20 protein-coding genes, 2 tRNA genes and 1 pseudogene are annotated in these 20,232 nt (G+C 67.8%); 10 read left to right on the forward strand and 13 right to left on the reverse strand.

Going from position 1 to position 20,232, the window contains the following annotated elements; all coding sequences use genetic code 11:
• Positions 1–7 precede the first annotated feature (7 nt).
• The 4 genes and pseudogenes from SK571_RS46345 (at position 8) to SK571_RS08565 (ending at position 1,491) form a co-directional block, all read left to right on the forward strand.
• Positions 8–991 carry a DUF3566 domain-containing protein gene (locus SK571_RS46345; protein ID WP_406601955.1) on the forward strand — a complete coding sequence of 328 codons (984 nt, stop codon included), beginning with the start codon at positions 8–10 and terminating at the stop codon, positions 989–991.
• A 70-nt stretch (positions 992–1,061) separates the two neighbouring features.
• Positions 1,062–1,135 (forward strand) — tRNA-Ile (locus tag SK571_RS08555).
• 123 nt (positions 1,136–1,258) lie between these two features.
• Positions 1,259–1,378: pseudogene (locus SK571_RS08560) on the forward strand (DLW-39 family protein); the annotation flags it as partial.
• A gap of 40 nt (positions 1,379–1,418) precedes the next feature.
• A tRNA-Ala gene (locus SK571_RS08565) sits at positions 1,419–1,491 on the forward strand.
• 66 nt (positions 1,492–1,557) lie between these two features.
• Here SK571_RS08565 and SK571_RS08570 read toward each other — a convergent pair.
• Positions 1,558–1,950 carry a DoxX family protein gene (locus SK571_RS08570; protein ID WP_319983475.1) on the reverse strand — a complete coding sequence of 131 codons (393 nt, stop codon included), beginning with the start codon at positions 1,948–1,950 and terminating at the stop codon, positions 1,558–1,560.
• Between the two features lie 108 nt (positions 1,951–2,058).
• Between SK571_RS08570 and SK571_RS08575 the strand changes: the two genes are divergently transcribed.
• Positions 2,059–2,592, forward strand: coding sequence for a DUF2020 domain-containing protein (locus SK571_RS08575; protein WP_319983476.1), 534 nt, complete (start codon positions 2,059–2,061; stop codon positions 2,590–2,592).
• A 237-nt stretch (positions 2,593–2,829) separates the two neighbouring features.
• On the opposite strand, the gene SK571_RS08580 is transcribed toward SK571_RS08575, so the two are convergent.
• Positions 2,830–3,396, reverse strand: coding sequence for a hypothetical protein (locus SK571_RS08580; protein WP_319983477.1), 567 nt, complete (start codon positions 3,394–3,396; stop codon positions 2,830–2,832).
• Between the two features lie 93 nt (positions 3,397–3,489).
• Here SK571_RS08580 and SK571_RS08585 point away from each other — a divergent pair, with 93 nt between their 5' ends.
• A complete protein-coding gene (locus tag SK571_RS08585; RefSeq protein ID WP_319983478.1) occupies positions 3,490–4,038 on the forward strand; it encodes a peptidylprolyl isomerase in 549 nt (182 codons plus the stop codon).
• The gene (locus SK571_RS08590; protein ID WP_319983479.1) at positions 4,035–4,952 is read left to right on the forward strand and encodes a rhomboid family intramembrane serine protease; all 918 of its coding nucleotides are present in this window, start codon (positions 4,035–4,037) and stop codon (positions 4,950–4,952) included. Before SK571_RS08585 ends, SK571_RS08590 begins: the two co-directional genes overlap by 4 nt.
• A 7-nt stretch (positions 4,953–4,959) precedes the next feature.
• Here the strand turns inward: SK571_RS08590 and SK571_RS08595 are convergent, their stop codons facing one another.
• A complete protein-coding gene (locus tag SK571_RS08595) occupies positions 4,960–5,355 on the reverse strand; it encodes a PH domain-containing protein (protein ID WP_319983480.1) in 396 nt (131 codons plus the stop codon).
• Positions 5,356–5,589: 234 nt separating this feature from the next.
• Complete coding sequence (crgA, locus tag SK571_RS08600) at positions 5,590–5,856, reverse strand: cell division protein CrgA (protein WP_030465604.1); 267 nt, start codon at positions 5,854–5,856, stop codon at positions 5,590–5,592.
• A gap of 212 nt (positions 5,857–6,068) precedes the next feature.
• Between crgA and SK571_RS08605 the strand changes: the two genes are divergently transcribed.
• A complete protein-coding gene (locus tag SK571_RS08605; protein WP_319983481.1) occupies positions 6,069–7,229 on the forward strand; it encodes a class E sortase in 1,161 nt (386 codons plus the stop codon).
• Positions 7,229–7,384, forward strand: coding sequence for a hypothetical protein (locus tag SK571_RS08610; protein ID WP_090006645.1), 156 nt, complete (start codon positions 7,229–7,231; stop codon positions 7,382–7,384). The genes SK571_RS08605 and SK571_RS08610 overlap by 1 nt, the downstream gene beginning before the upstream one ends.
• Positions 7,385–7,779: 395 nt before the next feature.
• Here the strand turns inward: SK571_RS08610 and SK571_RS08615 are convergent, their stop codons facing one another.
• Both SK571_RS08615 and SK571_RS08620 read right to left on the reverse strand, forming a co-directional pair.
• Positions 7,780–8,205, reverse strand: coding sequence for a hypothetical protein (locus SK571_RS08615; protein WP_319983482.1), 426 nt, complete (start codon positions 8,203–8,205; stop codon positions 7,780–7,782).
• A 100-nt stretch (positions 8,206–8,305) separates the two neighbouring features.
• The gene (locus SK571_RS08620; protein WP_319983483.1) at positions 8,306–9,649 is read right to left on the reverse strand and encodes an FAD-dependent oxidoreductase; all 1,344 of its coding nucleotides are present in this window, start codon (positions 9,647–9,649) and stop codon (positions 8,306–8,308) included.
• A 77-nt stretch (positions 9,650–9,726) separates the two neighbouring features.
• Here SK571_RS08620 and SK571_RS08625 point away from each other — a divergent pair, with 77 nt between their 5' ends.
• Positions 9,727–10,368 carry an aminodeoxychorismate/anthranilate synthase component II gene (locus SK571_RS08625; protein ID WP_319983484.1) on the forward strand — a complete coding sequence of 214 codons (642 nt, stop codon included), beginning with the start codon at positions 9,727–9,729 and terminating at the stop codon, positions 10,366–10,368.
• 61 nt (positions 10,369–10,429) lie between these two features.
• Here SK571_RS08625 and pknB read toward each other — a convergent pair whose 3' ends face one another.
• The 7 genes from pknB to SK571_RS08660 all read right to left on the reverse strand — a co-directional run bounded on the left by pknB (position 10,430) and on the right by SK571_RS08660 (position 20,110).
• Positions 10,430–12,367, reverse strand: coding sequence for a Stk1 family PASTA domain-containing Ser/Thr kinase (pknB, locus tag SK571_RS08630; RefSeq protein ID WP_454780180.1), 1,938 nt, complete (start codon positions 12,365–12,367; stop codon positions 10,430–10,432).
• 118 nt (positions 12,368–12,485) lie between these two features.
• Positions 12,486–13,976, reverse strand: a complete 1,491-nt coding sequence (locus SK571_RS08635; protein ID WP_319983486.1) for a serine/threonine-protein kinase — start codon at positions 13,974–13,976, stop codon at positions 12,486–12,488.
• Positions 13,976–15,448: a peptidoglycan D,D-transpeptidase FtsI family protein gene (locus tag SK571_RS08640; RefSeq protein ID WP_319983487.1), complete on the reverse strand. Its 1,473-nt coding sequence runs from the start codon at positions 15,446–15,448 to the stop codon at positions 13,976–13,978. Before SK571_RS08640 ends, SK571_RS08635 begins: the two co-directional genes overlap by 1 nt.
• The gene (locus SK571_RS08645; RefSeq protein ID WP_319983488.1) at positions 15,445–16,917 is read right to left on the reverse strand and encodes an FtsW/RodA/SpoVE family cell cycle protein; all 1,473 of its coding nucleotides are present in this window, start codon (positions 16,915–16,917) and stop codon (positions 15,445–15,447) included. Before SK571_RS08645 ends, SK571_RS08640 begins: the two co-directional genes overlap by 4 nt.
• Before the next feature lie 3 nt (positions 16,918–16,920).
• Positions 16,921–18,342, reverse strand: coding sequence for a PP2C family protein-serine/threonine phosphatase (locus SK571_RS08650; RefSeq protein WP_319983489.1), 1,422 nt, complete (start codon positions 18,340–18,342; stop codon positions 16,921–16,923).
• Positions 18,339–18,800 carry an FHA domain-containing protein FhaB/FipA gene (locus SK571_RS08655; protein ID WP_319983490.1) on the reverse strand — a complete coding sequence of 154 codons (462 nt, stop codon included), beginning with the start codon at positions 18,798–18,800 and terminating at the stop codon, positions 18,339–18,341. Before SK571_RS08655 ends, SK571_RS08650 begins: the two co-directional genes overlap by 4 nt.
• Before the next feature lie 50 nt (positions 18,801–18,850).
• Positions 18,851–20,110, reverse strand: a complete 1,260-nt coding sequence (locus SK571_RS08660) for a DUF3662 and FHA domain-containing protein (RefSeq protein WP_319983491.1) — start codon at positions 20,108–20,110, stop codon at positions 18,851–18,853.
• Positions 20,111–20,232 lie beyond the last annotated feature (122 nt).

Raw genomic sequence — 20,232 nt, forward strand, 5'->3', positions numbered from 1 at the left:
CAAGCTCGTGACTCCACCCGAGAACCGCGAAGGTCGGGACGCGGACAAGACCGCGGTGATCACCAAACCGACTCCGCAGAACTCCGCGCAGAAGCCGGCGGAGAAGAAGGCGGACTCGGCTGCGGCCTCCGGTTCCTCGGGTGGAACCGCGCAGGACAAGACCAAGCCCGTGTCGGCGGAGAAGGCGGCCGAGGCCGCGGCACCCGCCGAGGAGAAGCCGGCCGCACCCGCGGCCTCGGCCACACCCGCTCCGGCTGCCACGCCGACCCCGGCTCCTGCGCCGGCTGAGGAGAAGACCGTCTCGCTCGGCAGTGCCACCCCGGCACCCGCCGACGAGCCGGTCGTCGTCTCGGCGCCGCCGCCCTGGCAGCGGGTGACGAACGACACGGAGGCCGCCCAGAGCGACGCGACGGAGACGTACGTGGCTCCGGGTGCACCGCCCGTGCCGTCCGCCGCCGAACCGGCTCCGGCCTTCCCGCAGACCGACCCGGACACCGTCAAGGTGCAGAAGCCCGTGGTCACGGGCTCGGCCGTGCCGGTCGGCCTGGGCAGCAGCCGCACGTCGGTGAACATGGGCAACAGCGGAGCCCGCCCCGCCGCGTCCAGCCCGTCGGCCCGCCGCCCCGGCCGTGGCCCGCGCCGCGCATCGCTCCAGGTGAAGCGCGTCGACCCGTGGTCGGTCCTCAAGCTCGCCCTGGTGCTGGGCGTCGCGCTGTTCTTCGTCTGGCTCGTGGCGGTCGGCGTGCTCTACGGCGTCCTGCACGGCATGGGCGTCTGGGACAAGATCAACAGCACCGCGAACGACCTGCTCCAGGCCAACGAGCCGGGCGAACCGTTGATCAGCGCCGGCCGCGTCTTCGGCGTCTCGGCGATCATCGGCGCGGTCAACATCGTGCTGTTCACGGCCCTCGCAACCGTTGGCGCGTTCGTCTACAACGTGTCCGCGGATCTGGCCGGCGGCCTGGAACTCACGTTGTCGGAACGAGAGTGACCCCCTGATTTGGGAGCAACGAGGACGATCCTGTAAGGTCTTCCTCGTTGCCCCAAGGGGTGATGATCGAGGGCCTATAGCTCAGGCGGTTAGAGCGCTTCACTGATAATGAAGAGGTCGGAGGTTCAAGTCCTCCTAGGCCCACTCGATTTTCTTTCGAATCATCATTCTTGTCTGGGACCGTGTCCCAGAGCCCCGGCCCAAGTCTCGCAAAGCCTGTAGGCTGGTGCGGTAGGTCGGGGCATTAACAGTCTTGGAGGGTTTCCAGTGGCTAAGAAGATCATCGCACTCGTCGTGGTCGCCGGTGCGGTTCTGTTCTTCGTCAAGCGCAGCCGTTCGGCCAAGGCCGACGCGGACCTGTGGCGCGAGGCCACCGCTCCCACCGACTGATCTTCGCTCTGACGGGCGGTTCGCCGCCCCCAGGCTTGGGGACGTAGCTCAATTGGCAGAGCACCGCCTTTGCAAGGCGGGGGTTAGGGGTTCGATTCCCCTCGTCTCCATCCGCTTTCACCGAAGCCCTGTTCGCGCCGTTGCGAACAGGGCTTCAGTGCATTCCGCACATCACGTCACGCCGAGGCGAGTGACTTCTTAGGCGCCTTGCGCAGGGCGTCGATGCTCCACGCGCCGGCACCTGTGAACGCCAACAGCAGGAACGCCCACGAGTAGATCGCCGCGAGCTCGCCGCCGTTCTCGATCGGCAGCAGAGCCTTCGGCTGGTGCACCACGAAGTAGGCGTAGGCCATGGCGCCGGAGCTGAGCAACGCGGCCCAGCGCGTCCACAGTCCGATGAGGATGAGGCCACCGCCGATCAACTCGATGAGGGCCATCGGGCCGGACGGCCACGAGAGCAGGTCGACGCCCTTGGACAGCTTCTGCACGCCGTGGAACACGAAGAACAAACCGATGATGATGCGGAAGAGAGCCAGAGCGTGCTCTCGTCGTTGTTCCAGGAACTCCATGATCGGGTCCTTCCAGGGCGGGAGACGGGGGGCAGGGCACAAAAGGTATGGACCAATCTAGAGTGTCCCGCTAGAGGCGCTTTTGGTATCTGGTTGACTGTTGCCCCTATGAAACGAGCACTGCTGCTGCCCCTGCTCGGCGTCCTCGCCGCATGCGGCACCCCCGTCGCCCAGGACGTGCCGGTTCCCACGACCCAGCCCCAGCAGGTCACGACCACTACCAGCGCGGCTCCGACAGTGCCGCCCGCGCCCAAGCCCGTGAACGACGGCACGTGCCCGTACCTGGCGACCGGTTTCGTCGCGGAAGCCAACGGACAGCGCGTTCCCAAAGTGAAACTGTCAACGGACGAACCTCACCCGGCGTGCTTCTTCTACGCGAATGCGACTGAGGTCCAGCTGACCGTGCGGGTCTACGTGGGGGATGAGGGCATCGCCAAGCGCATCGTGAACGAGGCGGCGCCGGACGGTTCACAGCCCGCGAACTCGCCCACCGGCTGGACCGGAGGGTACGTGAGCAACGAAGGCGGCGTCGTCTACGCCGTGGCGAAGAGCAACGCCGCAGTGGTCGTCACCAGCAACCAGAAACAGTCGATCAAGGCCCGTCGCATCGCCGAAGAGGCGATCAAGGGCCTCAAGATCTAGTGGCGTGACCCGGCCCGTTGGCGGGCGAATTCACGCTCAGCAGGGCGCCTCGCGGCACCGCCCCCACGTCCCCATACATCCAGTATGAGGACGTGGGGGCGGCACCACGATGCACCCGTCTGACCGCGAATTCGCCCGGCAACGTTCCGGGCCACACCACCAGCGCACGACACCGCCCCCGCGCAGCTCTGCACGGGGGCGGTGGAAGACACGGCGAACTTCAGCGGTCGCCGTTGCTCACTTGATCGGCTCCTTCTGGGAGGGCACCTGCCCGTTGAGGACGGGCTCCGCGTGCGGAACCTGCTCCTCGTCCTGCAGGTGGACCTCCTGCGGCCGACGCGTCATCGCGACGTAGCCGGCTGCCGCGGCTGCGATCAGAAGACCGAGCACCCACGGCCAGCGACGGCGCTTCGGTGCGTCGGCACCGAGCTGGGCCGCGGCCTTGCGGATCTCCTTGGCGCGCACCTTCGCGTCCTTGCGCGCGCTCTTCGCCGCCTTCTTCACTTCCTTGCGCACGACCTCGGCCTTGCCCATGAGGTCGGCGCGAGTCTTCGCGCTCTTCTTGGCGAGGCGCTTGCGAGAGCGACGAGTCTGCTTCTCCCAGTCCTCGGCCTTGCCCATGAGCGTGTCAGCCCGCTCGACGAGTGCGCCGCGAACCTGATCCGCCGTGATGCCACGCTCGGCGAGCTTGACCTCAGCGGCGTGACCAGCGCGAACGACACCCTGACGCGCGGCCTTCAGACCGGTGCCGACAGCCTTGCCAACGTTCTCGCCGGCACGGGTCATGACGTCCACCTCGTCCATCTCTGCTCCACACGTTGTCGTCCGGTGATGTCATAGAGGTACCCATCGTGCCCCTTTCTGAACATCGCCGCCCGTGGATGGCACGATGGGGTGGTGGCTGACAGCAATGAATCCTTCGTCGGGACCAAGGTGACGGCGACCCTGCACACCACGCAGGGCGACATCCGCATCAACCTGTTCCCCGACCACGCCCCCAAGACGGTGGCGAACTTCGTCGGGCTCGCCGAGGGCACGAAGACCTACACCGAAGCGAACGCGAGTGGCACCAAGACGGGTCCGTTCTACGACGGCACCCTGTTCCACCGCGTGATCGCCGGCTTCATGCTCCAGACCGGTGACCCGACCGGCACCGGTCGCGGTGGCCCCGGCTACCGCTTCGCGGACGAGTTCAACTCCGAACTGCAGTTCAACAAGCCCTACCTGCTCGCGATGGCGAACGCCGGGCCCAACACCAACGGCTCCCAGTTCTTCATCACCGTGGCGCCGACGACGTGGCTGAACTTCAAGCACACGATCTTCGGTGAGGTCGCCGACCAGGACTCGCGCAACGTCGTCGACGCGATCGGCGGCACCACGACCGGTGCGGGCGACCGTCCGGTCAACGACATCAAGATCGAGCGGATCACGATCGAACGCGCGTGAGCAACGCCCCCGTGCCACCGGACGGGCCGATCGGAGCGCAGCCGGACATCCCGGTCTGCGCACGTCATTCCGATCGGCCTACCCGGCTGCGCTGCAGCAGGTGCGACCGTCCGGCGTGCCCGGACTGTCTGCGCGACGCCTCGGTCGGCATGCAGTGCGTCGACTGCGTGAACGAGGGCGCCCGCACGGTTCGCCAAGCCCGCACGTCCGCGGGTGCGGTGGTCTCGAACGGCCGTCCGATCATCACGCAGGTCATGATCGCGCTGAACGTGCTCGCGTACGTGGTCACCGTCGTCCAGTCCGGCAGCCCGATGAACAACTCGCGGGCCGGCCTGTTCACCGCGACGTCGATGATCCCGGAGCTCACCGCCAACGGTGAGTGGTGGCGGATCCTCACGTCGGGGTTCATGCACTTCGGCCTGCTCCACCTCGCGCTCAACATGGCCGCGCTCTTCGTGGTGGGCCCCGTGGTCGAGCAGGAACTGGGCAAGCTGCGGTACAGCGCCGTCTACTTCCTGTCGCTGCTCGGCGGCAGTGCGGCGGCGTTCTTCTTCGGCACCGTCTGCCAGCAGCTCGCCGGTGCGTCCGGTGCGGTGTTCGGCCTGATGGGCGCGCTGCTGATCGTGTTCAAGCGCCAGAAGCGCGACATCTCGACGATCCTCGTGGTCGTCGGCATCAACCTGGTGTCGAACCTCTTCACCAACGCCTCGCTGCTCGGGCACCTCGGCGGGTTCGTGATCGGCGGCCTGCTGACGCTCGCCATGGTCAAGGCGCCCGCGAAGAACCGCAACGCCTACCAGATCGGCGCTGTGGCGGCGGCCGCGTTGTTGCTCGGAGTCATGTTCGTGTTGCGTGCCTCCGAACTCGACACGGCGGCCGAAGTGATCCTCGAGTACGCCAGGACCTGCCGCTAGAACTGATTCACGGCCGCAGTGCGTGCAGCACTCCGGCGACTTCTTCGGGATCGGCGCCGAGATCGAGCCTCGTGAGCACCACGAGACGGTCGTCGGCGTCGAGTTCCAATGTCTGCTGTTCCCTGCCGAGCCGGCGGGTGGTCTGCAGCTTGACCTTCACCTCGTGCCACGGCAGCAGCGTCGTGCCCGTGAACCCGCGCACGGCCAGGCCGTCGACGTCCGCGGTGAGCCTCGGGCGTGCGATCGACGCGAACGCCGCGAAGCCGGTGACCAGCAGCGTTGCCAGTCCGATGAGGAGACGGCCCGCGTTGTCGTCGGCGATGAACGTCGCGACGGCGAGGGCGAGAGCGGCCACCCACGCGGTGGCGACCAGCGGGGCGGGCGTCGACCAGGTTCGAGTCACACTGTCGAGTGTCCCGCATGAAATGTGGACAACTGAACGGCTCCGCATGAGGGAAAACCGTCGCTTGTGCATTTTGGTGCAAAGTTGTCCACAGGACTTGTCCCCAATGGGGATGACTTACAGCCGTGTGCTTCGGTGACGCACAGATGAACCAGGTGAACCTGGCACGAACAAAGGTCGGCCCGGACGTGTGACGTCCGGGCCGACCTGTACGAACAGTGACTTGCCGAGCGCTCAGCGCCAGCGCATCGTCATCAGCAGGCCGATGATCATCAGCGCGAAGCCGATGGCGAAGTTCCACGCGCCCAGCTCGAGCATGAACGGGATCTTCTCGGCCGCGATGTAGTTGACGACCAGCCACGCGAGGCCCAGCAGCATGAAGCCGAGCATGACAACGACGTAGACCGGGTGAGACGGCCCCGCTGCCTTGACCTTGACCGGCGTGCGGCGGTCAGTGGGTGCGGTGTAGACCGCCTTCTTCCGGACCTTCGACTTGGGCATGCTGTCCTCGCCTGACGTGGATATCCGTGAGTGACGCGAGTTTACGTGCACTACTCAGTAGACACGTTAACGTAGCGGCGGTGGTCAGCGAACCATCCTTGTAGACGCAGTTGTTTTCAGTTCACAGTCCGCGCGGAGGTTCTCAGGTGAACTCGGGACCCCAGCAGCCGCCTCCACGGCGTCCTGTACCTCGTCGTGATGACCTGCAGCACGTGCGGGCCACACCGACCCCCCACCCCGTGCCGCCGCCCGAGGCAACCCAGTTCACCAGTGCTTTCTCCGGAAGCCTGCCTCCGAACGCCCAGCAGCGTCCGCCCTTCCCCGGCCCGCCTCCCGGCACGCCCGCACGCGGCATGCCCCAGCCCGGCCGTCCCGTTCCGCCTCCCGGAACGCCGCCGGGCGGAATGCCCCGCAGGCCGATGCCACCCCCGCGTCCCCGCCCGGTCGATCCGCCCACCGAGGTGATCCCGCGCGTAGAGGACGACTACGACGACGAGTACTACGACGATGACGAGTACTACGTCGACGAGCCTCCGGCGAAGAACGCCCCGCCACCGGACAGCCTCGGGCGCAAGGCCGTGCGCGGCGTCGGCGAAGCCCTCATCACAATGGGCCTCGTCGTGCTGCTGTTCGTCGTCTACGAGGTCTACGTGACCGACCTGCTCTCCGCGGAGAAACAGCAGGACGCGACCGCCGCGCTCGACTCCGAATGGAGCTCGAACGTCGTCACGCCGCCCCCGGCCGACCCGAACCGCAAGTCGCAGCTGAACCTCATCGAGGGCAAGGCCTTCGCGAAGATGTACATCCCGGTGTTCGGCAACGACTGGAAGTTCTCCGTCGTCGAGGGCACCACGGACAAGCACCTCGAAATCGGCCCCGGCCACTACAAGGACACCGCCCAGCCGGGCGAGGCGGGCAACTTCTCCATCGCCGGCCACCGCGTGGGCAAGGGCGCGCCGTTCAACGACCTCGACCTGCTCCAGTCCTGCAACTCGATCGTCGTGCAGACCCAGACCCAGTGGTACGTCTACCGGGTGCTGCCGATGAGCAACGAGGTCGCCGGCTGGGCCTCGAACCCGAAGTCGAAGGAAGCCGCCTGCGCCGGCGTCGCCCCGCTGTCGACGACTCTCGGCGAGGCCTACTCGAAGACCGTCGGCCAGGAGATCGTCGTGCCGTCCCAGGGTGAGGTCATCGCCCCCATCCCGCACCAGGTGGGCGCGACCGTGCCCGCCGACAAGCAGGCCCGGCTGCTCACGCTGACGACCTGCCACCCGCGCTTCTCCGACAAGCAGCGCCTGATCGTGCACGCCATCGAGACCAAGAGCTACCCGGTGGCCGACGGCTTCGTGCCGCCCGAGATGACGGAGGGCTGATGTACGGCTGGATCTGGCGGCACCTGCCGGGCCCGCTGTTCCTGCGGGTCATCGAGGCCGTCGTGCTGGTCGTCGGCATCGTCGCGCTGCTGATGTTCGTGGTGTTCCCGTGGGCGGAGCCGAAGCTGCCGTTCAACAACGTCACCACCCAGTGAGCTGCTCTTCGGCAAGCTGCAGTTCACGTCGCCTGACCGGGTGATGTCCAGCTGCGATCATGGCGCTGAACCCGCTGTTTGCCCAGCTCAGCTCGCTGATCGGGTAGCGTGGTCTCGTACGGCGGAGAAGTTGTCCACAGGATGCCGGGAGCCGCAGGAACCAAAATCCCGCCGTCGTCGTTGCGCATGAGGAAGCGCGCGGGGGCAGCGGGCACAGGCTCGCCGTCCTCCCGCTTTCAGAGACCGGTGGGCTGCTCACCGGAGAGTTCGTGCACGGCGGGGAGTCGAGGCCGACGACCAACAGGTCGCACACAAGCCACCCCTCCCGTTCCGGGCGACCGTGTTGTCGGCGAGGTCTGCGTTGAGGCGCAGCAGCAGCTTGCGCGGGTCGGGACTCATGCCGTCCACGTCCTGAGCCGGTCGTCGGCGGCGCGGATGATCTCCGCGGGCGACAGCCTGCCGGGCATGAGTTCGATGTTGCCGAGCTCGATGCCGATCGCCCGCATCTCGTTCTCGCCGTCCTGACGATCGAGTTCTCCGGCGGCCATCAGTCCGGCGATGTCGCGGGCGAACCACCACGAGGCCTCTTGGTGGGTCATCGGCTCGATGCCCAGTTCGGCGAGCACCTGCTCGAACAGCTCCGCCGCCTCGGGCGGGTACGTGGACTTGAGGGATGCGGTGGCCAGCTCGACCACGGCGGGTGTGTCCACCTCGGCGACGAGCAGGTCGCAGGCGAGCCAGATCGCGTCCTCGGCCGACAACCTGCTGCCGGCGAGGTCGGCGTTGAGGCGGAACAAGCGTTTGCGGAGCTCGGTGTTCACGGGAAAAGTGTCCACACGGCCGCGAGCGAAATAGTGAAACCGCCATCGCGCGAACACGCGATGGCGGCTTCATCGGGGAACGGCGTCCAGCCGTTCAAGCTCAGCCGTTCGAGATCGTGGTCATCTCCTCGCGCGACACGACCTTCACGCGGTCACGGCCGTGTGCCGCACCCAGCGCGATCTCGTGCGCGTCGAGCCGGCCCCAGCCCTCGTTGGTCACGAACGGCACGCCGCGCTGCTCCAGGAACTCGACCACTGCCGCAGGCGACGGCGACGTGGCGTGGGGGAGTGCGGCGGCGTCTTCCAGGAGGCTGGTGATGGTCTCCAGGGCGTCGCCCTTGGTGTGGCCGATGAGGCCGATCGGGCCGCGCTTGATCCAGCCGGTCGTGTAGATGCCGGGCATGGGCACCTCGTCGAGGTCCAGCACGCGGCCAGCGAGGTGGGGGATCGTGCCCGAGACGTGGTCGAACGGGATGTCGGGCAGGTGCGTCGAGAGGTAGCCGACGGCGCGGTAGACGGCCTGGACGTCCCAGTCGGTGAAGACGCCGGTGCCGCGGACGTTGCCGTCGCCGGTCAGCTCCTGGGTCTCGGTGCGCAGGCCGGTGACGTGATCAGAGCCGAGCACCTCGACCGGTGCCTCCAGGAAGTGCAGGTGCAGGCGGCGCGGTCGGTTGCCGACGTCGCGGATCGCCCACTCCTGGAGGGTCTTCACGATCATCTCGACCTGCTTGTTGGTCCTGATCGCGTGCATCGAGGCCTCGTCGAACTCGATGCCCTCGGCGTGGACGATCACCTCGACGTTCGGCGAGTGGTCGAGTTCGCGCAGTTCCAGCGGTGTGAACTTGGCCTGGGCCGGGCCGCGGCGGCCGAAGACGTGCACGTCCGTGACCGGGGAGGACGACAGGCCCTCGTAGACGTTCTCGGGGATCTCGGTCACCAGCAGTTCGTCCGCGGTCTTGGCCAGGATGCGGGCCACGTCCAGGGCGACGTTGCCGACGCCCAGCACCGCGACGGACCGCGCTTCCAACGGCCAGGTGCGCGGGACGTCGGGGTGGCCGTCGTACCAGGACACGAAGTCCGCGGCGCCATAGCTGCCGGGCAAGTCGATGCCGGGGATGTCGAGAGCGCGGTCGGCCGAGGCGCCGGTGGAGAAGATGACGGCGTCGTAGAACTGGCGCAGGTCGTCGAGCTTGATGTCGACGCCGTACTCGACGTTGCCGAAGAAGCGGACCGACGGACGGTCGAGCACCTTCTGCAGGGCCGTGACGATGCCCTTGATGCGCGGGTGGTCCGGTGCGACGCCGTAGCGGACGAGGCCGTAGGGCGCCGGCAGCTTCTCGAAGAGGTCGATCTGCGCGTCGACGTCGGACTTGGTCAGGATGTCGGCGGCGTAGACGCCCGCCGGTCCAGCGCCGACGACCGCGACGCGCAAGGAGCGACTCATGACACCTATTTTAGGGTAGCCTTACCTCAATGGAGACGAGAGCTAACTCACTCGACTCGACCGACTAGGCTCTGTCCATGCGCGTGCTCGTGGTCGACAACTACGACAGCTTCGTCTACAACCTGGTCCAGTACCTGGCTCAGCTGGGTGCGGAGTGCGTCGTGCGGCGCAACGACGAGGTGGACCTCGACGAGATCGGCAAGGTCGACGGTGTCCTCGTCAGCCCCGGCCCCGGTACACCGGAGCGCGCGGGCGCGAGCATCGACGTCATCAAGAAGTGTGCCGACACCGGCAAGCCCGTCTTCGGCGTGTGCCTCGGCCACCAGGCCATCGGTGTGGTCTGGGGCGGCACGGTCGACCGGGCGCCCGAGTTGTTGCACGGCAAGACGAGCATCGTCTTCCACGAGGGCAAGGGTGTTCTCGCCGGCGTGCCGCAGCCGTTCATCGCGACGCGCTACCACTCGCTGACGGTGCTGCCGGAGACGATCCCCGCCGAGTTCGAGGTCACCGGCAAGACCGAGACCGGCATCGTGATGGGCATGCGCCACAAGGAACTTCCGGTCGAGGGTGTGCAGTTCCACCCCGAGTCGGTGCTGACCGACGGTGGCCACCGGATGCTTGCGAACTGGCTCAAGGTCTGCGGCTTCGAGGTTCCCGAGTCGACGGTCGCGACGCTCGAGAACGGCATGCGCACGCTCGCCGCGGCCGCGCGTCTGTAGCAGGCAACGAAAAAGGGGCGGCTTCCTCGCGGAAGCCGCCCCTTTTCACACGTTCAGAGAATCAACTTCCGCCGATGCCCAGCTGGCCGACTGTCACGGTCACCGCGGTGCCCTTGGTGATCGACGTGCCCTTGGCCGGCTGTTGCGTCAGCACCAGGTCGCGCTTCGACGGGTCGGTGACCGTCTCCTTCTGCACGTTGAAGGAAGCGTTCCAGCCCAGCGACTTCAGCTTCTGCTCGGCTTCCTTCTGGGTCATGCCCACCAGGTCCGGCATCTCGAACTGGTTGCCCTTCGAGACCCTCAGCGTGACCGTCGCGCCCTTGTCCGCCTTGCTGTTGGCGACCGGGTTCTGCGAGATGACGGTGCCCTCGGGCTTGGAGCTGTCGATCGGCTCGATGACGACCTTGAAACCGGAACCCTCCAGCGTCTGGCGGGCGTCGTCCTGGTCGTCGTTCACGACGCCGGGCACGTTCACCTTGTCCGGCGCCCTGCCGAGCTGGATGTTGATCGTGCCGCCCTTTTTCAGCTTCAGGCCGACCTCGGGGTTCTGCTGCGCGACCTTGCCGGCCTTGGCCGGGTCGTCGACCTCGATGGACTCGCCCTGCTGCAGCTTGAACCCGTTGGGATCCTTGTCCAGGATCGCCTGGGCCTCCAGCGCGGTCTTGCCCTTCAGGTCGGGGACCGTGCCCTCACCGGGAGGCGCGCCGACGGAGATGGTGACCTGCCCACCCTTCGCCAGCTGGGTGCCCTCCGGCGGGTTGGTGCCGATCACCTTGTTGATCTGGTCGGCGTTGCACTTCGCGGCGGCGCCGTTCGGGCCGGGCTCGCAGGCGATGTCCTCCTGGACGGCCACGAGGCCGGCCTTCTGGATCCTCTCCTTGGCCTCCAGCGGACTCAGGCCCACGATCGACGGGACCGGGACCTTCGCCGTCGCCTCGCTGCCCTGGTCCATCGCGTTCTTGGTGATCCACGCGGCGAGACCGAGGACGGCCACGCACAGGATCACCACCAACGTGACCATGATGGCCTTCTTGCGCTTCGCGCGACGCTCTTCTTCCTCGTCGGCGATCGGGTCGTAGTCGTCGTCCGGCTCCGACTTCAACGCAGCTGGGCGGTGTCTGCCGCCGGACACGACCTGCGTCCGCGCGGGACGCGCCGCCGCCTGCTCGTTCATCACGGCGGTGCGGTCCTCGGCCGTCATCACGGCCGGCGCGGACGGACGCTGACCCGACAGCACGCGCACCAGGTCGCCGCGCATCTCCGCGGCCGACTGGTAGCGGTTCGCCGGGCCCTTCGACATCGCCTTCAGCACGATCGCGTCGAGCTGCGGCGACACCTTCGGGTTCAGCTGCGACGGGGCCTTCGGGTCTTCCCGCACGTGCTGGTACGCGACGGCGACGGGCGAGTCACCGGTGAACGGGGGCTCGCCGGTGAGCAGTTCGAACAGCACACAACCGGCGGCGTAGACGTCGGAACGGGCGTCGACGGACTCGCCGCGCGCCTGCTCCGGTGACAGGTACTGGGCCGTGCCGATGACGGCGGCGGTCTGGGTGACCGCGGCCTGGCCGTCGTGCAGCGCACGGGCGATGCCGAAGTCCATCACCTTCACGGCGCCGGACTTCGTGATCATCACGTTCGCCGGCTTCACGTCGCGGTGGACGATGCCGTGCCGGTGGCTGAAGTCGAGTGCGGCCGAGACGTCGGCCATGACCTCCATCGCGCGCTTGCCCGACAGCGGGCCCTGCGTCTTCACGATGTCGCGCAGCGTTCGTCCGTCGACGAACTCCATCACGATGTACGGCAACGGGCCGTACTCGGTCTGCGTCTCACCTGTGTCGTAGACGGCGACGATCGCCGGGTGGTTCAGGGCGGCGGAGTTCTGCGCCTCACGCCGGAATCGTTCCTGGAACTGGGAGTCACGGGCGAGGTCGGCCCGCAGCACCTTGATCGCCACGTCTCTGCCGAGGCGGACGTCCCGCCCCTTGTGGACCTCGGACATGCCGCCGTACCCGAGAGTCTCACCCAGTTCGTAGCGGTTTGAGAGCAGTCGCGGAGTGCTCATCGGTGCTTCGTCCCGCTCCTCGTCGACGGTGTTCCGAACTCGGTTCTGGTCTTGCTCATGGCGCGCACGTCACCTTCACCTGCGAGCCGACCGGCACCTCGCCTGTCGGCGCGATGGCGGTGACCCGGCACTTCTTCAAGTCGCCCGGCGCTGTGCCCTGCGCGCTCTGCACCTTGGGCTCCAGACCGTGGTCGATCAGATCGATGCTGACCGCGTCACCGGAACGACCGATGTAGTCGTCCTCGTTGATCCGCATCGGCTGACTGCCCGGTATCCGATCGGCGGAGTCGGGCTTCGCCTGACCGCTCGCCGGAGCGTTCGGGTTCGCCGTGCTGGACGTCGTCGTCGGCCGGCCACCTTGCCCGGTACCGCCATTCTCCTTGGCGGTCAACTTCCACAGGACTACCACACCGACCACCAGCAGCACGGCCACCAGGAAAGCGACCATAACCCAGACGACGGTCCGGTTTCTCCCCGGCGGTGTCGGCATGGGGGTGAACGTTCCGGTCTGGTGCGCCGGCTGCATCCCGGTCTGGTGCGCCGGTTGCATCGCCGGATGGGTACCGGGACGGCCCTGCGCTCCCGGGTGGTGCTGCATCTGCGGTGGAATCGGCAGTGGCTGCGACGCCTGAGGTGGAGGCGGTGGCGCCTGCACGACCTGCTGCTGCGGAATCACCTGGGGCATCGTGAACCCGGACGGCGTCGGCAGCGGCTGGCCCACCCGCACCGCGCTGACGGCCGCGGCGAACTCTCCGCCGGTCCGGTAGCGCTGCCTCGGGTCCTTCACCAGCGTGGCCTCGATCAACGCCCGCGCACCCGGCGGGACGTCCGGCGGCAACGGCGGCGCGATGTCGCGGATGTGCATCATCGCGACCGTCACCGCGTTGTCCGAGAGGAACGGCCGATGGCCGGCCATGCACTCGTAACCACACACTGCCAACGAGTAGACGTCGCTCGCCGGTTCGGCCTCGCCGCCAAGAGCCTGCTCAGGAGCGATGTAGTGCGCGGTGCCCATCACCATGCCGGACCGCGTCACGGGTGCCGCGTCCACGGCCTTCGCGATGCCGAAGTCGGTGATCTTCACCTTCCCCGACGGCGTGACCATGATGTTGCCGGGCTTCACGTCGCGGTGCACGAGCCCGCGTTCGTGGGCCGCCTGCAACGCGTTCCCGGTCTGCTCCAGCAGGTCGAGCGTCACGTCGGCGGTCAGCCTGCCCCGGGAGATGATCGTCGCGAGCGGTTCGCCCTCGACGAGTTCCATCACCAGGTACGCGGTGTCCTCCGGCCCGTCCGCGATCGACGCGGTCTCGCCGTAGTCGTGCACCGACGCGATGCCGGGGTGGTTGAGCGACGCGGTCATCCGCGCCTCGACGCGGAACCGGTGCAGGAACTCGGGGTCTCCGGAGAGCTCCGCCTTGAGCACCTTCACCGCGACGCGGCGGTCGAGCCTGTCGTCCGCCGCCTCCCAGACCTCTCCCATGCCACCGACCGCTATCCGCCTGGTGAGGCGGTAGCGGTCGGCGAGGAGCTGGCCCGTGGTCAGCATCAGCGACCTGCCAGGTACGCGTTCATCACGGCGCGTCCGATCGGCGCGGCGACCTTGCCACCGGTGGCGCCCAGACCGCGGTCGCCACCGTCCTCCACGATGACCGCGATCGCGATCTCCGGCTTCTGGGCCGGCGCGAACGCGATGTACCAGGCGTGCGGGTTGTTCTTCGTCACGTCGGAACCGTGCTCGGCGGTACCGGTCTTCGACGCCACCTGCACGTTCTGCAGGCGGCCCTCGCCACCGGTGTTGATCTCCGACTGGATCATCATGTCGCGCAGGGCGTTGGCGTTGGCCGTGCTCATCGCGGTCTCGACCTGGTCCGGCTCGGTGTCGTCGATCGACTTCAGGTCCGGGCCGAGGATCTTCGACACCAGGTACGGCTGCATGCGCTTGCCGTTGTTCGCGATCGTCGCCGCGATCACCGCGTTCTCCAGCGGGGTGATCTGGACGTCGCGCTGGCCGATGCCGGTCTGGTAGAGCGCCGCGTCGTCCGGGATCGGGCCGAGCGTCGAGGTCTCGACGGCCAGCGGCACGGTGAGGTCCGGGTCGTTGAAGCCGAACTTCTCGGCCTGGCGGCGCAGCTTGTTCGCGCCGAGCTGGCCCGCCATCTCACCGAACGCCGTGTTGCACGACTTGGCGAGCGCGGTCTCCATCGACACCGTCTCGCCGGGGCCGCACGGGGTGCCGTTGAAGTTCGGCAGCGGGGTCTGGCTGCCGGGCAGCGTGATCGAACCCTTGGCGGTGTACTGCGTGTCCTTGTTCTTGCCGTCCGCCAGTGCCGCGGCGGCGACGACGACCTTCAACGTCGAGCCGGCCGGGTAGAGGGCCTGCGTCGCGCGGTTGACCAGCGGGTCGCCGGCGTCCTTGGAGGTGAGCTGCTTCCACGCCGCGGCCTGCTCGTTCACGTCGTGGCTCGCGAGGAGGTTCGGGTCGTAGGACGGCGTGCTGGCCATCGCGAGGATCTCGCCGGTGTCCGGCTTGATCGCGACGACCGAACCGGTGAAGCCCTTCGCCGTCAGCTGGTCGTACGCGGTCTGCTGCACCTTGGAGTTCAGGGTGAGCTGCACGTTGCCGCCGACCGGGTCACGACCGGTGATCAACGCGGAGACGCGGCGCGTGAACAGCCTGTCGTCCGAGCCGTTGAGGAGGTCGTTCTCGGCACGCTCCATGCCGGAGGTGCCGTACGTGACCGACAGGTAGCCGGTGACGGGGGCGTAGGCCTGGCCGCTGTTGTAGGTGCGCAGGAACCGGAGACGGTCGCTCGTCTCCTTGACGTCCGCGATCACCGTGCCGTCGGCGACGGTGATCAGACCGCGCTTGCGGGCGTACTCGTCGAGCAGCACCCGGCGGTTGTAGGCGTTCTTGCGCCACTCGTCGGCGTTGATCACCTGCACCCACGTGGCGTTGCCCAGCAGGAGCACGATCATCACCATCATGGCCATGCCGACGCGGCGGAGCGGTGTGTTCATTTGGGACGCTCCACCATCACAGTGTGCTGGTCGGCGATAGCCGGTTGTTGCGGTTTCGGCTTCGCGATCCGTTGCGGGGCCCGTGCCGCCGCAGAAATTCGCAGTAGCAACGCGACCAGGATGTAGTTCGCGAGAAGTGACGAACCGCCGTAGGACAGGAACGGCGCGGTGATACCCGTCATCGGGATCAGCTTGGTGACACCGCCGACGACGATGAACACCTGGAAGCAGACCGCGAACGCGAGACCGCCGCCCAGGAGCTTGCCGAAGCTGTCGCGCACCGAGATGGCGCCACGCAGGCCGCGCAACGCGAAGACCATGTAGACCAGCAGCAGCGCCGCGAAGCCGACGAACCCGAGCTCCTCGCCGATCACGGCGGTGATGAAGTCGGTGTTCGCCTCGGGGATCATCTCCGGACGGCCCGCGCCGAGGCCCGCACCGCCGATGCCACCGGTCGCGAGACCGAACAGCGACTGCGAGATCTGGTACCCGCCGCCGATCACGTCGTAGCGGGCGATCGGGTCCTGCCAGTTCGCGACGCGCTGCTGCACGTGGTTGAAGAGCTTCCACGCGATGACAGCGCCGCCGGCGAAGAGGCCGAGACCGAGCACGACCCACGCCGCTCGTTCCGTGGCGATGTAGAGCAGCACGAGCACGATGCCGAAGAACAGCAGCGAGGAACCGAGGTCCTTCTGCAGCACCATGACCGCGACCGTGACGCCCCAGGCCGCGAACAGCGGGCCCAGGTCACGGGCGCGGGGCAGGTCCATGCCGAGGAACCGGCGGCCCGCCACCGTGAACAGGTCCCGCTTCGACACGAGGAACGCGGCGAAGAAGACCATCAGGAGGATCTTGGCGAACTCACCCGGCTGCAGCGACAGCGGTCCGACGCGCAGCCAGATCTTCGCGCCGTTGATCGTCGGCGCGATGAAGCCGGGCAGCACACCGGGAAGCAGCAGCGCGACGAGTCCGACGAGGCCGAACGTGTAGCCGAAGCGCGCGAGCATCCGGTGGTCCGGGAGGAACTTCAGCGTGGCCGCGAACATCAACAAGCCGATGCCGGTCCAGATGACCTGCTTGAACGCCACCGGGTCCCACGTGGAACCGTCCGGGAAGACGGTGCCCTCCAGGGCCAGGTCGATCCGGTGGATGACCACCAGTCCGAGCCCGTTGAGCAGCGCGACGCACGGCAGGATCGCCGGGTCGGCGTAGGGCGCCCACCTGCGCACGGCGAGGTGAGCGCAGGCGAAGAGTGCGAGGTACGCGAGACCGAGGTAGAGGATCCTCAGGCTCAGCGAGCGTTCCTGGTTCAGTTCGACCAGGATCAGCGCCAGCGTCACGAGACCGGCGGCGAACGACAGCATCACCAGTTCGGTGCCGCGTCGCGTCGGCGCCTTCAGCCCCGGCGACGTGTTGGTCGCCACCGACGCGCCTGGTGAACCTTCCCCGGCGGGGACGGGCGAGCCCATCAACTACGGACCCTCCCGGCATTCCACACCCGGCTTTTGCTGGGAGGGGGCGAGCGAAGGCTCGGTGGAACCGGTCTCCGGGTTCGGAGAACCGTTGGCGGGCGGCGTGCTGGACGTGCTGGACGACGGAGTGCTCGGCGTCGTCGAGGGCGTCGTGCTGGACGACGTCGACGACGTGTCCTTGCACAGCGGCAGCATGTGCTCGGTGCGCAGCAACCGGACCGCGGCGCGGGCGCCGTCGAGTCCGTTGTCGCTGCGGATGCCCGCGGTGATGGTCTTCCGGCCGGCTTCCTGCAGGTCGTTCAACGTGATCGGGGTGCAGCCCGTGGAGCCGGGCGGGCACGAGTCCTCGACCTTGGACGACAGCTTGAAGCCGAGCACCGTGCCGTTCAGGCCGCGGAAGATCGCGACCTGGCCGTCCTCGGTGGCACCGACGTAGAACTGGGTGTTGAGCCACAGCTTGCCGCCGACCGCCACGACACCGGTCAGCAGGAGCAGCACGAAGATGATCGCGAACGCCTTGATGGCGTTGCGCTTCTTGCGCTTGGGGTCCTGCGGAGGTGGTGGCGGTGCGTCCATCCGCTGCGGCATCGGCGGGCGCTGCTGCGTGAGCGCGCTCGCCCGTGAGGCCGCGGAGTCCGGCGGGGTGTTGTGGTCCTCGCTGCCGTCGCCGGCCGCGCCACCGAGGATCGGGTAGTCGTCGCCGAAGTCGACGTCCTCGACGTCCGCCACGATCACCGTGACGTTGTCGGGGCCGCCGCCCTTGAGCGCGAGCTCGATCATCCGGTCCGCGCAGGCCTGCGGGTCGGGGATGCGGATCGCCTCGTCGAGCGTCTCCATGCTCACGACGCCGGACAGGCCGTCCGAGCAGAGCAGGAACCGGTCGCCGACGCGCGCTTCGCGCACCGTGAGGCTGGGCTCGAAGTCGTGCCCGGTGAGAGCGCGCAGCAGCAACGAGCGTTGCGGGTGCGTGGCGGCCTCGTCCGGGGTGATCCGGCCCTCGTCGATCAACGACTGGACGAACGTGTCGTCGTGCGTGATCTGCGCGAAGGAGCCCTCCCTCAGGAGGTACGCGCGCGAGTCGCCGATGTGCACGAGCCCGAGGCGGTTGCCCGCGAACAGGATGGCCGTGAGCGTGGTGCCCATGCCCTCCAGGTCCGGGTCGCTCGTCACGAGCTCGGAGATGGCGCCGTTGCCACTCGCGACCGCGTCGCGCAGCTTGCCGAGGAGGTCGTCGCCCGGCTCGTCGTCGTCGACGTGGGCCAGCGAGGCGATGACCACCTTGCTCGCGACCTCACCGGCGGCGTGGCCACCCATGCCGTCGGCTACTGCGAGCAGGCGGGGGCCCGCGTACACGGAGTCCTGGTTGTTGGCACGAACCAGGCCCCTGTCGCTTCGGGCCGCGTATCGAAGAACCAAGGTCATGAGCGCAGCTCGATCACCGTTTTGCCAATGCGGATCGGGGTGCCGAGAGGTACGCGCAGGGGTGCGGTGACCTTGGCTCGGTCTAGGTAGGTGCCGTTCGTGGAGCCGAGGTCCTCCACGTACCAGTCGGTACCGCGCATGGACAGCCGCGCGTGCCTGGTCGACGCGAAGTCGTCGTCCAGGACGAGGGTGGAGTCGTCAGCGCGGCCGATCAGGATCGGCCTGCCGTCGAGCGAGATGCGGGTGCCCGTGAGCGCCCCGTGGGTGACCACGAGTTGCCGAGGCGCCTTGCTTCCCCTCGCCGGCTTCTCGGACCTCCGGAATCCGGGCAGACCTGACGCCCGGAGCCCTGAGGCTGCGTAAAGATCAGAGCGGACCACACGTAGGGCGGCCAGCACAAAGAGCCAGAGGAGCACGAGAAAGCCCGCTCTGGTCAGCTGCATCACCAGCTCTTGCACCGGTTGTAACCGCTCCTGCCTTGAGTTGCATACCCGACGCTCGATCGACCTCAGCCCGCGGTGCGGAAGACCAGTGACGAGTGACCGATGCGGACGACGTCGCCCTCCGCGAGCTGCCAAGTCTGCACTGGCGTGCCGTTCACCGTGGTGCCGTTTGTCGAACCGAGATCAGCGAGCATCGCATTCTGCCCGTCCCAGGAGATTTCCAGGTGGCGCCTGGAGACTCCGGTGTCCGGGAGGCGGAAGTCGGCTTCCTGCCCACGACCTACGACGTTTCCACCCTGCTTCAGGTTGTACGTCCGGTTGGATCCGTCGTCGAGGTGCAGCGTCGCGTTGAGCTGACGGTTCGCGCCCTGGGTCGCCGGCGGGGCGTATCCGCCCTGGTTGTAGCCCTGGTCGTAGCCGCCAGGCTGGCCGTAGCCCTGCTGCTGGCCGTAACCCTGGTCATAGCCGCCTGCGGGCTGCTGGCCGTAGCCCTGGTCGTAGCCGCCGGCCGGCTGGGCGCCGCCGTAACCCTGGTCGTAGCCCTGCTGCTGGCCGTAGCCCTGCTGCTGGCCATAACCCTGGTCCTGGCCGTAGCCCTGCTGCTGGCCACCGCCGTAGCCCTGGTCGTAGCCCTGCGGCTGGCCGTAGCCCTGGTCGTAGCCGCCGGCCGGCTGAGCGCCGCCGTAGCCCTGGTCGTAGCCCGGCTGCTGGCCGTAGCCCTGCTGGCCGTAGGCCGGGTCCTGTCCTTGCTGGCCATAACCCGGCTGCTGGCCATAACCCTGCTGGTCATAGCCCTGCTGCTGGTCGTAGCCCTGCTGGCCGTAGCCGCCCTGACCATAAGGGTCCTGGCCGGGCTGGCCCTGTCCTTGTCCGTAGCCGGGTGGCTGGCTCATGGATCGGTCTCCTGCGGTGCGAGGTGGTGCTGACCGTCGGCTGGCCGCTTTCACGTCGGGGTCGACGGACGAGCTGGTTCGGAACTGTCCGGTGTGCAGCGCCTCGGAGCGCTCCAGGGAGACTACGACGTCACCATAGGTATCCCATCCGGACTCGGCCAGGTGCTCTCGCAGGCCCTCTGCGAGAAGCTGTGTGATGCGTAGTTCATCCTGCTCGTCGCCCGCAAGACGTTCGTGGTCCTGAGGCCCGAGCAGCACCTTGTAGTGGTTGGGGGCTAGCAGTCTGCCACCCGCGAGCTCGCGGATGTTGCTGTCACCCTCCCGATGCAGTGCCTGTGCCACCTCTTGGGGCACGACGCTGCCGCCGAACACGCGCGCGAAGGTGTTGCCGACGAGACCTTCGAGCTTGCGCTCGAAGCGTTGCAGGCCCATGTCGACTCCTTCCGTTCGGTCCGCTCGGCCCGGGCTCCTGTACCGATCGTATCCGGGTGCGACCAGCCCTACAGGGGGCGATTAGGAACCTGGTTTGGACGCGTGCTAGTGTTTCCAACGTC

Origin of the sequence: Lentzea kristufekii (assembly GCF_033949925.1) — a bacterium.
Lineage (GTDB): Bacteria > Actinomycetota > Actinomycetes > Mycobacteriales > Pseudonocardiaceae > Lentzea > Lentzea kristufekii.